The 14,181-nt window shown below is 45.1% G+C and carries 14 protein-coding genes; 6 read left to right on the top strand and 8 right to left on the bottom strand.

From position 1 onward, the window contains the following. Window positions 1-28: 28 nt before the first annotated feature. The 4 genes from bioD to coaD all read right to left on the bottom strand — a co-directional run bounded on the left by bioD (window position 29) and on the right by coaD (window position 2,987). Window positions 29-769, bottom strand: coding sequence for a dethiobiotin synthase (gene bioD, locus CIK80_RS05195; RefSeq protein WP_095569104.1), 741 nt, complete (start codon window positions 767-769; stop codon window positions 29-31). Further along, the gene (bioA, locus tag CIK80_RS05200) at window positions 766-2,076 is read right to left on the bottom strand and encodes an adenosylmethionine--8-amino-7-oxononanoate transaminase (RefSeq protein ID WP_095569105.1); all 1,311 of its coding nucleotides are present in this window, start codon (window positions 2,074-2,076) and stop codon (window positions 766-768) included. Before bioA ends, bioD begins: the two co-directional genes overlap by 4 nt. A 54-nt stretch (window positions 2,077-2,130) precedes the next feature. Further along, entirely contained in the window at window positions 2,131-2,379 is a 249-nt protein-coding gene (locus tag CIK80_RS05205; RefSeq protein WP_087042101.1) for a YfhL family 4Fe-4S dicluster ferredoxin, read from the bottom strand. A gap of 86 nt (window positions 2,380-2,465) precedes the next feature. Further along, window positions 2,466-2,987, bottom strand: coding sequence for a pantetheine-phosphate adenylyltransferase (coaD, locus tag CIK80_RS05210; RefSeq protein ID WP_095569106.1), 522 nt, complete (start codon window positions 2,985-2,987; stop codon window positions 2,466-2,468). Between the two features lie 251 nt (window positions 2,988-3,238). Here coaD and smpB point away from each other — a divergent pair, with 251 nt between their 5' ends. Further along, window positions 3,239-3,715: an SsrA-binding protein SmpB gene (gene smpB, locus CIK80_RS05215; protein ID WP_062843801.1), complete on the top strand. Its 477-nt coding sequence runs from the start codon at window positions 3,239-3,241 to the stop codon at window positions 3,713-3,715. A gap of 121 nt (window positions 3,716-3,836) precedes the next feature. Here smpB and rarD read toward each other — a convergent pair whose 3' ends face one another. Then, window positions 3,837-4,859, bottom strand: a complete 1,023-nt coding sequence (gene rarD / locus CIK80_RS05220; protein WP_095569107.1) for an EamA family transporter RarD — start codon at window positions 4,857-4,859, stop codon at window positions 3,837-3,839. A gap of 381 nt (window positions 4,860-5,240) precedes the next feature. Here rarD and CIK80_RS05225 point away from each other — a divergent pair, with 381 nt between their 5' ends. Together CIK80_RS05225 and CIK80_RS05230 are read left to right on the top strand one after the other, a co-directional pair. After that, window positions 5,241-5,708 (top strand): Lrp/AsnC family transcriptional regulator, encoded by a 468-nt coding sequence (locus CIK80_RS05225; RefSeq protein WP_095569108.1) that lies wholly within the window; start codon window positions 5,241-5,243, stop codon window positions 5,706-5,708. Window positions 5,709-6,018: 310 nt separating this feature from the next. Next, a complete protein-coding gene (locus CIK80_RS05230; RefSeq protein ID WP_257011687.1) occupies window positions 6,019-6,798 on the top strand; it encodes a hypothetical protein in 780 nt (259 codons plus the stop codon). Between the two features lie 91 nt (window positions 6,799-6,889). Here CIK80_RS05230 and CIK80_RS05235 read toward each other — a convergent pair whose 3' ends face one another. Both CIK80_RS05235 and CIK80_RS05240 read right to left on the bottom strand, forming a co-directional pair. Further along, window positions 6,890-7,507, bottom strand: a complete 618-nt coding sequence (locus CIK80_RS05235; protein ID WP_095569109.1) for a hypothetical protein — start codon at window positions 7,505-7,507, stop codon at window positions 6,890-6,892. 10 nt (window positions 7,508-7,517) lie between these two features. Beyond that, window positions 7,518-8,927: an ammonium transporter gene (locus tag CIK80_RS05240; protein ID WP_257011688.1), complete on the bottom strand. Its 1,410-nt coding sequence runs from the start codon at window positions 8,925-8,927 to the stop codon at window positions 7,518-7,520. 379 nt (window positions 8,928-9,306) lie between these two features. On the opposite strand from CIK80_RS05240, the gene CIK80_RS05245 reads away from it, so the two are divergent. From CIK80_RS05245 to CIK80_RS05255, 3 genes are all read left to right on the top strand, one after another. After that, window positions 9,307-11,754 carry a YgiQ family radical SAM protein gene (locus CIK80_RS05245; protein WP_095569110.1) on the top strand — a complete coding sequence of 816 codons (2,448 nt, stop codon included), beginning with the start codon at window positions 9,307-9,309 and terminating at the stop codon, window positions 11,752-11,754. Between the two features lie 280 nt (window positions 11,755-12,034). Continuing rightward, complete coding sequence (locus CIK80_RS05250) at window positions 12,035-12,448, top strand: hypothetical protein (RefSeq protein ID WP_095569111.1); 414 nt, start codon at window positions 12,035-12,037, stop codon at window positions 12,446-12,448. Between the two features lie 259 nt (window positions 12,449-12,707). Then, a complete protein-coding gene (locus tag CIK80_RS05255; RefSeq protein ID WP_095569112.1) occupies window positions 12,708-13,244 on the top strand; it encodes a hypothetical protein in 537 nt (178 codons plus the stop codon). Between the two features lie 36 nt (window positions 13,245-13,280). On the opposite strand, the gene CIK80_RS05260 is transcribed toward CIK80_RS05255, so the two are convergent. After that, complete coding sequence (locus CIK80_RS05260) at window positions 13,281-14,141, bottom strand: MauE/DoxX family redox-associated membrane protein (protein ID WP_143516781.1); 861 nt, start codon at window positions 14,139-14,141, stop codon at window positions 13,281-13,283. Between the last annotated feature and the right edge of the window lie 40 nt (window positions 14,142-14,181).

Here is a 14,181-nt window from a genome sequence, read left to right on the forward strand (position 1 = left end):
GGTTTATTTTTGACACGAACAGAAAAATTTAAATAAAATCTTTCGGTAACGCTAAACAATGACCATCTATCAGTGTGTCGGCATGAGTGGGGACAGCGTCATTTAGATAAGGTATTTGTAACCAATGCGTGGCTGGATAGTGCTGTTTAAGATACTGCTGAAGAAACTCAATCGTGCTATTGGCAATCTCAAAATCTGTATTGTTAGTATCATCATGGATATGATTATAAACAACACTATGTACAGATAAACCGCGTGCTGTAATGGCTTCTAAACTGAGTAACGTATGATTGATACTGCCCAAGCGCCCCGACGTAACCAGTACGATAGGATAGCCTTGCTCAGCAATATAATCCAAGGTGAGTAGGTGCTCTGTAATCGGCACAAGCAAACCACCTGCGCCTTCTAATAAAACCACATCGTAATTCGCTTGTAAGCAGTGCGTCGCTTCAGTAATCATTTCGATATTAAGCGTTTTCTTTGACAATCTTGCGGACAGATGCGGTGATGCAGGTTTTTCGTAGCGGTAAGGACAAGTGGTAAAATCTAAATCACACGGCTGTAACGGCAGGCTCATTAATTGGCGATGCATGATAATATCATCGGCGATGCTCATCTCACCGCTACATTCATCGACTGCGACGCCCGTTTGGACTAGCTTTTGAGTGATGACGTTTATATCTTGATGCATAAGCGCCTTAGCAAGCAAGCCTGTTACGTAGGTTTTGCCAATGTCGGTATCGATACCAGAGACAAATAACACACTCATGGTTGACCTCGATTTTCTAAATACGTATGAACCACTTTTAACAGTGACTGACACAAAGTGATAAGCTCATCATCAGTGATAATATAAGGCGGCATGATGTATACCAGCTTACCAAATGGTCTGACCCAAATACCATGCTCAATCAGCAACGATTGAAAAATGGGCATATCGACCGCTGTTTCTAACTCAATCACAGCGACTGCACCCAAACAACGTACCTCGGCCACACCCGCTAGCAGTGCAGCTGGGGATAATTGTTGCTCCATCGTGCGTTGCATATTAGCGGTACGCGTTTCGATATCATAAGACAGTATCAAGTCAATCGACGCACAAGCGACGGCACAAGCGAGCGGATTGCCCATAAAGGTCGGTCCATGCATCAGCGCTGGATAGTCACTATAATGAATCGTATCTGCAACCTTGCGCGTGCATAAAGTTGCCGCAAAGGTCATATAACCACCCGTCAATGCCTTACCAATCGTCATAATATCAGGGCTGATATCAGCGTGTTCACAAGCAAATAGCTTACCGCTACGACCAAAACCAGTGGCAATCTCGTCCGCAATCAACAATACGTCATGCTCATCACATAACTGACGCAATAGCTGCAAATACTCAGGACTATAAAAACGCATGCCGCCTGCGCCCTGAATAATCGGCTCGATAATAAATCCTGCCAGCTGCGCGCCGTGTTCTGCAAAAAACTGAGATAACGCCGTACGATCCTCCGTCGTTAGAGCACGCTCAAATCCGAGTGGCGGCGCTGGTACAAAGTGCTGCATTGGTAATTGTTTGCCATACAAGTTATGCATACCATTCACGGGGTCGCACACACTCATGGCGTGCCACGTATCACCGTAATAACCTGAATGCGTTGAAGCAAACTGCCGCTTAATAGGGCGATTGGCAGCAATTTGATACTGCAATGCCATTTTTAGGGCGACCTCAACCGCAATACTGCCACTATCGGCATAAAATATCGCCTCAAGTCCAGTGGGTACAATCGAGAGTAATTTTTTGCCCAAATCTATCGCTGGTTGATGGGTCAAACCCCCAAACATCACATGCGCCATTTTGCCTAACTGTTGCACAATTGCCTCATTGAGCGCGGGATGATTGTAACCGTGAACACTCGCCCACCACGATGACATACCATCGATGAGGCGAGTGCCATCTTGGGTAACAATATGAATCCCATCGGCATGGTCAATCACAATATTACGGTAAGTCGTTGGCAGGCTGGCGTATGGGTGCCAAAGGTGCTTTTGATCAAAATCGCTCGTTGACTGAAGTACATCTGTCGTCATGGTTTTGTCCCTAAAACTTTTTATATCTACTCTTAGCGATATTTTGCCCATCACTTATTGCCCAGTGATACGCTTATATTTGGCCAACAAATCATTTTCGGTTTCGACATGGTTTGGGTCATGAGGAATACAATCAACAGGGCAAATCACCACGCATTGCGGCTCATCAAAATGACCCACACATTCGGTACACAAATCAGGGTTAATGACATAAATATCATCCCCTTCTGAAATCGCCTCATTCGGGCAGGCAGGCTCGCAGACATCACAATTGATGCATTCATCAGTGATTAATAGCGCCATAAACTGCTCCTTTTTAATTTGCTCAAATCGTTTGTCATATAGTTGATGCTAAATACAGTAGGTACAAAAGATATTAGTAATCCAATCTATTTAAGATTCAACTTTTTAATAAAGGCTTGCGAGACACAGGGCGGGACAAATTTATTCACATCACCGCCAAGCTTGGCAATTTCACGAATCATGGTCGATGAGATAAAGGAGTAATTTTGAGAGGGCGTCAAAAAGACGGCTTCGAAATTTTCATCAAGCTCGCGGTTCATATTGGCCAGCTGAAACTCATACTCAAAATCTGACATGGCACGCAAACCGCGTAAGACGGCGGTGGCGTTTTTTTCGCGCATAAAATCGACGAGCAGTCCTTCAAAGCCAATCACCGATACTTGCGGCAAGTCCGCAAATACGGTTTTGACCAAAGACACGCGCTCCTCAAAATTAAACAGCGGTTTTTTATGATGACCTGAGGCGACGGCAATCACCACCTCATCGAACAGTTTGGTGGCGCGCGTGACCAAGTCCACATGACCGTTAGTAATGGGGTCAAAAGTACCCGGATACAAGATTTTGGTGTGTAGCTTTGATGAATTGGCAGAAGACGTAGGAATGCTCATAGCGTGACTAATAAGTTCGGTAATATTAGGGCATATGCTAGCAAATTTTGCTCAAACTTAATACTTATCTGCTACATTTGTCCTAACAGCTGACTTACCTTTTCATCAGCGGCTTTGCTACAATACTTGGTTCGACTCATCTGTCTTATCCATCAAACAAAAGACAAGCTTGATGCTAGGATTAGCATGAGGAATTAGTAGGATTGATTAGATAAGAGCGCTGTATTTTTATGCGCTCTTATGGAGAAATTATGTCAAAAAAATCAAAAAAACCGGACAATCAGATTTGTGCCAATAAAAAGGCGCGTCATGAGTACTTTATTGAAGAGGCATTTGAAGCTGGTCTGGCGCTGCAAGGTTGGGAAGTCAAAGCGATTCGTGCGGGGAAAATGACCATCACGGAAGCTTATGTGATCTTTCGCAATAACGAAGCTTTCTTATTTGGGGCGCATATTCAGCCGCTGCTATCCAGCTCAACGCACGTCAGCCCTGACAGTATGCGTACCCGTAAACTGCTGCTCAATCGCCGCGAAATTGAAAAGTTATTTGGTGCGGTCAATCAAAAAGGCTATGCCTGCGTACCCTTGTCTTGCTACTGGAAAAACTCACTGGTAAAATGCCAAATTGGCTTAGCATTGGGTAAAAAACAGCACGACAAACGAAAAACTCTTAAAGACCGTGATTGGGAACGTGATAAGCAGCGCGGCTTTAAGCAGCATCTAGGCTAAAGTGCGATATTCAAAAGCCTAAGGTCACTCTATAACAGATTGGTTGACAGCAAAAAGGAGGATCCACTTCATAGTGAGTCGTCCTTTTTTGATCAATTGATTAGGGCGTTTCTCTAATGTTTTACACCACTCCCGCCATTTTTGTGACTTGTATGTCTCTATGAGCTTGGCGGAACTGACGCACACCGTGGACAATCAAACAAGCAATGCCAAGCCAAATCAACCCATAACTATAAATCATGGCCGATTCAAAAGGGTTGCCCAATATCGTTATGGCCAAAATAAACAACAATGCTGGCTCTAAATAGCTCATCATGCCATAAACATTGACTGGTAGCATTTGGCTGGCATCAATGTTGGTTTTCATTGCCAACACACTAAGCAGTCCCAATCCTGCCAGCATCGCGATAAAAAAACCTGACCCTGTCACCAGCATTAAGCTACTTGGCTCAAAGAAAAATAAATACGCCAAAGCAAAGGGAGCAAAAATGGTCAAATCAACCAACAACCCAGTGATGGCACCGATACCTTGCATACGGCGCAAGATATAATAAATAGGATACGTACCGCACACCCACAGCGTTGCCCAAGACACGCTTTGCGTACGTACAATCTCACTGCTCACGCCCAATACCGCCAGTGCCACTGCCAGCCATTGTAGACGGCTCAACTTTTCGCCAAACAAGACGCACCCAAATATCACCATCATTAATGGGAATAAAAAATACCCCATCGCTGTTTGGACGCCTTGACCATTCACGGGTGCCCATACAAACAACCAAAGTTGACTGAGAAAGATCGGCGTTGGTAACAGCAGCCAAGCCCATTGCTTTACGGTGCGTAATGCTTTTAGCTTATTGATGTGTAGACCAAAGCTGCCACTCACCCATAAATACCCAATCAGCACCGCCCACATCGCAAGCATTCGCCAGATGAATACTTGCGTGCCTGATAACGGCGCTAGAAAGCTGCTATAAGCATAAAGTACGCCAAACAATACATTGGATAGCACTGCTAATATCACGCCCATTATTAAGATACGTTGTTGAATGCTACCTGCTGTCCAAATGGTCGGCAAAGGCATACGCGAAACAGCGGTTGCTACTGTATTGGCAAATACATTCGATAGCATTGAGGTAGACATATAAGCACCATAAGTTTGAGTATAGTCATTTCCACATAAAAGAGATGCGTTCAAAGCAACGTTATTTTGGGATACATTTTTCTCGCTTGCTGTGTCCTTCGTACTCCAGAGGCTTCGCAATATTTATCCCAGAAGTACTGTCTTCTTTTAAATGAAATCGACTATAGATGTAAAAAAACTAACTGTTCTTTTATAGAGCAGCATCGGTTGTTAACATCTATTTTACTAATGCTTTAAGATAAAATTTCTCTATCTAGAAAAATTAATGAGAAAAATTATTGTATTTTTTCTGATATCTGAATTATTTATCATTTTTTGATTTATAGTGACAACTTATAATGATACGGAAATTTGCAACAGTATAATGTTGAGGGAAACACGATGAGTGAGAATTTGGATGCGATCGACAAAGCGATTTTAAATTTGCTACAAGATGATGCGACGCTACCCTTAAAAACAGTGGCAGAACGGGTTCATGTGTCTATTGCCACGGCCCAACGACGCATTCAATTACTGATCAGCAATGGTGTCATTACCAAGCAAGTCGCTATTGTTGATCCTAATAAGGTGGGCTACGGGCTTACGGCCGTCGTGATGATAGAGATGGCGCGCTCCAATAACTCTATGCAGCATCGGTTTGAGCGCTTGATGCATGCACAGCCACAAGTCATGAGCTGCTATGAAGTGTCTGGTGATGCCGATTTTATGCTGATGGTAAACGCCAAAAACATGAACGATTACCATCAATTTACGCGCGGTTTACTAACTTATGAAAATAACGTGCGTCACTTTACCAGTCAGTTTGTGATGAATTTTACTAAGAGTGGCACAAAAATTTTGCTCGATTAAAAATAAGTCTGTGATCATCAAAGATAATCGCTCAATGTGGTCAATGATGAGTGGATAAACCCCAATCAAACAGAGTAAGATGTAAACGAAAGTTGGATCACAAAACGACATACAATCGATTCACTATAAAAACACGGCAGTGCGACTGGGATGCATTTTTCGCAGCCTCTGTATTCGCAGCACGCAAGGAAAATGTGTCGCAGTCGCCTCTAGCCTGCCATGTATCGATATTATGTCGAACGAGTTATAAATTCATCATCAATCAGCATCATTCACCAGATAGCATCGGTATCGATAAGGAAATCCTACTATGAGCCAGTACAAAGACCCTGCCTTTAATAAGCCGCAAAAAACAGATAGCCACAAACATAAAAAGACGTTGCAAGCACAGTTGAATGTAAAAATAGTCGTGATAGGCGCAGCACTCAGCGCATTACTTGCCAGCTCAGGCTGTGCCACCAGCTCGTTGTTAGAGAGCAATAGCCGAGTCAGCACTCAAACGACAAAAACCATTTTGTCTGAAGATCAGATTGTGGCTTTTGGTCGCCCTGCTCAAGCCCTACCAAAAACGCCTAATGCAACCATGGTCATCGTCGGTGAAAAAAACAGCTATGTGTTGACCCAAGGCGGTACGGAGATGGTCAGCTTATTGAGCAATTTGACGCCAAAGAACATTCAAGTTGATAACGACATGAGTTTTGATGTGCCCAATAATAATGGCTACTTTCAAGGAGAAATGAAGCTGTCTTACGCCAAATTAAAAGATGAGTTTAAGCGTTCAGACTATCAATTCTTTTTGCAAAATAATGGCCGTGATTGTACCTCTGCCAGTGATCAACGTATTGATGCACAGCGCTTTTGTTTTAGTGTTCCTGTGAAAGGTGCTATTTATCCGCAGGTCAGTAATTTAAGCATGATTCAGTCAAATTATCGCGCTTTGAGCAAACCTTATACGGTCAGCTTTTATACACAAACGCAGCAAGACCAAATCAACCGAAGTGGCACCAATGCCGCGCAGAAACTAATCTTACTGCCTTTTGCGCTTGCCTTTGACGTAGTGACTTTCCCCTTTCAATTACTAGACAATTAACAGTATTTTTGTCCGATTCAGGGTTTGTTTGAATGTGTGGCACGTTATGAATACGCTTCTATACGTATTCGTAACGTGCCCAATTGACGTATCAAAATAGTTTTTCGACGACGGCTTTTGGATAGCTTTGTTTAGCCATCTCAGCGGCTCGAAACAAAATGTCGTCTGCTTCGACGGGGCCTACAATGTCACACAGACACACATAAACAAGCTGTACCACATTATTCAACAGGTATTCATCATCGGGCACAAGTGGACGACTGCCCTCTAAAAACTGACTCATATTGATAATATGCCCCTTAAAGGTGCGTTCTTGAGAGACAGCTTGGTGCACATCTTGAAACAGACTGCGACGTTCTGATGCGGTCAATTGCTTGCTCAGCGTTTCCATCACGGTATAAAACACTTCCACCACTTCAGACGTGGGCGTTTTTTTAGTTACTTCTTTACCACGGCTGTCTGCTGTTTGCAGATTTTCTGCCTGCATCTTGTCCCAAAAACTCTTACGAATATCAGACTTGTATACTTGTAGCTCAGGATAGCGCCTCGTCGCATCCAATACGCATTGCTGCATCATTTTTACAGAGACTGTTGAGTACTGTTGCCACTGGCGAGTGAGTAGCCGCACCTCTTCAGGGTTCAGGTATTCTGCCAATACATCTGCCATCGCGGACACGGTTTGGTCTACTGATTGAGTATCCATATTCATCCGTTTGCTCCTATAAATGCCGCTCGGTTAGAGTTTTGGTATCAAACATCTGCTTTTGAAACTCAGGATAACCCAACTCAGCATGCTCAGTATAATCAAGGCCACGCTGCTCATGTAAACGGCTTGCCTTTAGTCCAAAGCTTAAATCAATCAGCTTATACATCACGAGACCCAATCCCAATCCCCAAGCGAACGCCACACCAACGCCTAATGCTTGTACGCCGACTCGTGATAGGTTGAATAAATCTCCTGTATAAAACAATCCCGCTGCCAGCGTTCCCCATGCTCCGCCAAAGCCATGTACGGCAACGGCCGAAACCACGTCATCTATCTTGAGCTTCAATAAAGCTTGCGTTGATAAGACATAGACGACAGAGGCCACCGCCCCAATGACGATGGCAAAAACAGGCGATGTTGTGGCACAGCCTGCGGTAATAGACACCAAACCGATCAAGCTGGCATTAACGCTGTCACTGAGTAAAATCGCTTTGTTAAGCGCTCTTGATATCAGCATATAACTGACGACCGCGCTCACTGCCGCGATGAAGGTATTGACTGCGATCAGCCCGATATTCCCTGTGATGGACAACGTCGAGCCCGCATTAAACCCGAACCAACCGAACCATAAGATAAAACCGCCAAGCGCCAATAAAGTCATGTTGTGGCCTGCGATTAGTCTGGGCGATCCATCTGGTGCGAAGCGGCCAAGCCTTGGGCCAATGACCAATATACCTGCCAGCGCCAACCACCCACCGATAGAATGCACTACGCTAGATCCAGCAAAGTCAATAAACCCAAGCTCAGCCAACCAACCTGACCCGCCAAAATAGCCGCCCCATACCCAACTGGCGAATACTGGATAAATAAATAAGCAAATCAGACACGCAGCGACCGCATAGCCGATAAACGATACGCGCTCTGCCATCGCGCCACTCGCAATCGTCACCGCTGTTGCCGCAAACATCATCTGAAAAAACATCACTGCCCAGTCCATATTGGACAAATCGACTGGCATAAAATGATCGGTACCGACAAACCCTGTCTGATTGCTGCCCATCATGAGCCCAAAACCCACCAAATAAAATGCCAGACCACCGATACACATATCAGTGTAGTTTTTCATCATGACGTTGACCGCATTCTTTGCGCGTACTGATCCGCTCTCAAGCAAGGCAAAACCTGCCTGCATGAAGAACACCAAGACGCCGCCCCAAATAATCCAAGCAATGTTTTGGTACTCAAGCAGTTGTGCCACCGTCAAGGTCTCTGTTGCCGCAGCATGGGCACGACTTATCGTTCCCAATAGCAGCACACTGAACAGTAGCAAAAGACGCGACCATGATTTTGGTAAAATCTTGGCTTTATTTAGCCCAACAGGATTTAGCGCAACAGCATCTAGCCCAGCAAATGATGGTTTCATTTTCTCTCCAAACATTTATCTATCCCAAAAAATTTTATTGATGCACTGTTTTTATGCATGAATGCACACCAATAAGCCCTACTATTGCTGGAGCAAAACCTATGCCAAATCCTATTTGCTTATATTCAAAAATACGCTTGCTTTTATAAAAACAGACAGTTGTTAGTCAATTCACTAACCTGACTTTATTATTACGTGCATTGGCTAATAACTTGCTTTATGTATGCAGTTTCTCTTACGCTATCAATAACTTATCCCTACCTGAGTCGAATTCATGTTAAAATGAGCGTTTTTAAATTAGCCATCCATTCCAGCATTAACATATTCGTTAATAGCGGCTATATTTTTAGTACATTTTTTCTAATCAACAGGTCCGCCCATGTCTGCCGATACCATTGCCCGCACCGCCTTTAAACAAGGCACCAAACCTCTTTACGATTACGACAAACATTGGGCGAGCTGCTATGAGCCTGCGCCTTATCTGCCTATGAGCCGAAAAGAGATGGACGATTTGGGCTGGGATGCCTGTGATGTCATTATCATCTCAGGGGACGCTTATGTTGATCATCCAAGCTTCGGTATGGCGATCATCGGTCGCCTGCTAGAATCGCAAGGCTTTCGCGTTGGTATCATTGCTCAGCCCGATTGGAAGAGTAAAGACGCCTTTATGGAACTTGGCAAACCTGTCTATGCTTATGGCGTGACCGCAGGCAACATGGACAGCATGATCAACCGCTATACTGCTGATCGCAAGATTCGTAGCGATGACGCATACTCTCCAGGTAATGTGGCCAACAAACGCCCTGACCGTGCGGCGATTGTCTATAGTCAGCGCTGCCGTGAGGCCTATCCTGATGTGCCGATCATCTTAGGCGGCATTGAGGGCAGCTTGCGCCGTATCGCACATTATGATTATTGGTCGGATAAAGTCCGCCGCAGTATTTTGATGGATGCGCGTGCCGATGTTTTGCTTTATGGTAATGCTGAGCGCGCCATTGTCGATGTAGTACATGGTCTCTCAAAAGGCTATAGCTTTGAGCAAATGAGTAAGTTGCGTGGTACGTCTTATCTATTGACCCCAACGCGTCGTCATTGGCAAGCAGGCATGACCGAAGTTGCCAGTAACGACGTCGATACCGTCGGCCGTGTTGATCCGATCATCAACCCGTATGTAATGACCGAAGACGTTGATAGCTGTTCAATTGAGCAAAACAAGCCATCTGACTCGCCCGTTGGTCAAGCGATGCCGTCGTCGATGTCTTCGCAATATCAGGGCTTTGTCGCAGAACCTGTCACCAATAAGATTATCAACGCTGAGCAAGTAGACGAAGAGACACAAGTGGTGCAACTGCGCGGCTTTGATAAGCCTATGACGGCGCGTAAGCATAAGCTCAAAATGCCACCACGCGAGCAAACGGTCATTCGTCTGCCTGATTATGAGCATGTCAAATCTGACCCTGTTCTTTATGCGCATGCCAACCGCATCCTACATCTTGAGACCAATCCGGGTAACGCGCGTGCGCTGGTGCAGCGTCATAGCAGCGGTGCTGGTAACTCTCACACCTCAATCGATGTGTGGCTCAATCCGCCACCGATTCCGCTCTCAACCGAAGAGATGGATTACGTGTTTGATTTGCCGTATGCCCGTTTGCCGCACCCAAGTTATGGTGATGCGCGCATCCCAGCTTATGACATGATTAAGTTCTCGGTCAATATCATGCGCGGCTGCTTCGGCGGTTGTACCTTCTGCTCAATCACTGAGCACGAAGGGCGTATTATTCAGAATCGCTCAGAAGAATCGATCTTGCGTGAAGTAGAAGCCATTCGCGATACCGCACCTAATTATACTGGCGTGATATCTGACCTTGGCGGGCCAACAGCCAATATGTATCGTCTGAGCTGTAAAGACGAAACCATTGAAAAGAACTGCCGTAAGCCGTCTTGCGTCTATCCTGATGTCTGCGAAAACTTGCTGACCGATCACAGTAATTTGACCAAGCTATATCGCAAAGCGCGTGATATCAAAGGCGTGAAAAAAATCCTTATCGCATCTGGTCTGCGTTATGACTTAGCGGTAAAAGACCCTGAGTATGTCAAAGAGCTGGTCAGTCATCACGTTGGTGGATATCTCAAGATTGCCCCTGAGCACTCTGAAGAAGGCGTGCTGTCAAAAATGATGAAGCCTGGCATGGGCAGTTATGACCAATTTAAAGCCATGTTTGAGCAGTACAGCCAAGAAGCGGGCAAAGAGCAGTATCTGATTCCTTACTTCATCGCCGCCCATCCAGGTACCCGTGATGAAGATATGATGAATCTTGCCCTTTGGCTAAAAAGTCATGGCTATCGCGCTGACCAAGTACAGGCGTTTTATCCAAGCCCAATGGCGACAGCGACCACCATGTACCACACCCACAAAGACCCATTGCGTAAGATCAGTCGTGATGAGGGCGACATGGATATCGTCAAGTCTGGCAAACAACGCAAATTGCACAAAGCGTTCTTGCGTTATCATGATCCAAAAAACTGGGTAATGCTGCGTAAGGCATTGCAAGACATGGGTCGCAGTGATCTGATCGGTAAAAACCGTGGCTGCTTGATTCCGCCATTCAATGCCAGCTTAGAAGGTCGCGATGCGGCGCAAGACAGCTATCAATCTGCGCGCAAAAAGAACAGTCGTCTTGGTAATGACTCAGTGAAGCGTAGTCATACCTCTTCAAACAACCCAAATGCTGGCAAAAACACTACCAGCAAGAACACCAAGAAGCGCGTGAGTAAAGGCAACTTCCAGACCCAGCACACCGGTCTACCACCGCGCAAAACCAAATAGTTCAATTGGCTTTACAAAAAGCGCGTATCGACCATAAAGTTGATACGCGCTTTTTTATACCAGTCGATTTTTCTTCTAAAAATTGATAACTCACATATGGCGTTATTCCAAATTTATCTGAAAGGAGTGTTACATTAGTCAATGTTCGAGTAACGAAGCAAACATGTAACAAACAATTTCTAACATTCTCCAAGAACGCTTTTGGTTACCATAAGCGTTATATGCTTAACGCATTGTTAAATAGAAATGTACGATAATTCTGATATTTTTGGAGAACCCGATGAATACTTTAACTAAAATTGTAACTGCCCTCCCTGCCCTTGCCTTACTGAGTGCGTGTGCCACCACGGCTCCAACGACGCCGAATGCATCAGACACACCTGTGAAAGACAGCATGCCGGATGCCGCTTACGACCGTATGGCAGCAGCCCCTTACACCTGTACTGATAACAGCAAAATCATGGCAAAACAGTCTATTAATAAAAACCAAGCCATGATCAATGCCACCTTGCCAAAAGTAAAATGGACAGAGCAAAAGATCGTCTTAAACGGTGGTGTACAAGGCGATACAGCAAGCTATGTAAATGACTCAAACCCAGAAGCCACCTATGCATGGCACATGAAAGGCGACAAAGGTATCTTCGCTATCAAATGGGCTAACGGCAAAGAGTATCAAGTAAACTGCCAAATCTAATAATATAGAATATTTGAAAATTGGCTTTTAAAAAGCAGTCACCAAAAACAGTCATCATTGGATGGCTGTTTTTTTATGCGCGTTTGTTAAGGTCATCATGACAAAAATCATGATAGGACATCCGCAGCCTCATAAATAGTTTCATTAAAGTGAATCGTTTGGCGCTTTTATCTAGAGAAGCGCTGGGAAACCTGTCAAAATAGCGATTATAGACCCCACCACTACTGTGGTTGTCATCAATAATAAAGAGGATACGTCGATGGCTAAGCGCCTCACAAGTATGATCATCATTGCAGCGGCCAGTATGTGGGCGCTGACTGGATGCGACCAAGGTGCTGAAACCGCCAGTCAATCCTCCGAGGCAGCAGCAACTACCGTAGAGACGTCAGCGTCTACTGTCCATACTATCGATTGGTCGCTAGTCGATAGCGGCGAAACGCCTGCCAATCTCGCAAGCTATCAGTATCCGTTTGCGCTCGATAGCCAAAACGTTCTTGATTATGCCAATTACTTCGATGTAGATGCCGCTACCGCTCAGCATAATTTGACCATCAGTATGGCAAGCAATGAGGCACTGTCTAAAGTGTTGGATCAGCTGAGTGAACAATATGTCTCACATGAGCTGACCGATGATGACGAGATGAAGCTGATCATTCATACCACACCTGATGTCGCTACTAGCAGTTATGATTATGTACTGTCAGACAAATTCGCTAAAGGGCTGGTATTACCGATCGAAATCAAACCTGACGGCAAGAAAGTTGATGTGAAGGCACATGGAGAGGTGGTAGAGTAGCTCGATGTATTTTTTACGCATCATCAAACCCCTTGATTATAATAAAGCGCGAATCAGCATATAACCACCCATGCCGAACATCATAACGTTTTCGGTTAAAGAAATCGCGCCCAGTGGCACATTGCTATCGCCGCCGACGCAGGCGCATTTTAGCTCGCGCTTATCGATATAGACGGCTTTAATAACAGATATCCCGCCGATTAAGCCAATGACAAAGGCGACCAGACCCGCAATAGGGTTGAGCCAAGGCTGATCGGCAAGCATAGCGATACCTGCAAACGCTTCTAAAAACGGATATACATAGGCGTAGCGTACCACGCGGCGTGCCAGCAAATCATAACCCAAAAACCCCGTCGTAAACCCTTCTAAATCTTCAAGCTTTTTAATCGCCAGTACACACATAGACAGTGCGACAAACCACATGAGCGCTTGTATCGACAAGACGCTGACGGCAAATGCCCAGCATAATGCCAGCGTCATCAGCGCGGTGACAGAAAATATGGCAATGATAGGTGCGTAGGTCTTATCATCGTCTTTTTCAGGCTTACTATTACCCAAAAAGACCTGTAGCTCGTCGTTACCACCAATACGCTTGCCATCGATAAAAGTCTGCGGCGTGGTCTTGACCCCAAGCGTATCTTTGACCAAGCTGTTTTGATCTTGCGTGGTAATGTGGCGATCAATGATGTCATAGCCTGCGTGCTTCAGCGCATCCAAGGATTTGAGTCCAAACGGGCATAGGTGATCGGGCATCACCATACGAAAGATGATGGCAGACTGCCCGCCTTTCTTTTGGATATGCTCGCCTTGCAGGGTATCGATGAGATGCTGTACTTGCGGACTTTGGCTATTGTCTATGGTGTCGGACTCAGACTGATGATTGGTATGGTCTGCCATAACGCGCTCCTTACGTTTTGCTTATTCACTGCTTGATAAT

The organism is Psychrobacter sp. JB193 (assembly GCF_002285555.1).
GTDB classification, from domain to species: Bacteria; Pseudomonadota; Gammaproteobacteria; order Pseudomonadales; family Moraxellaceae; genus Psychrobacter; species Psychrobacter alimentarius.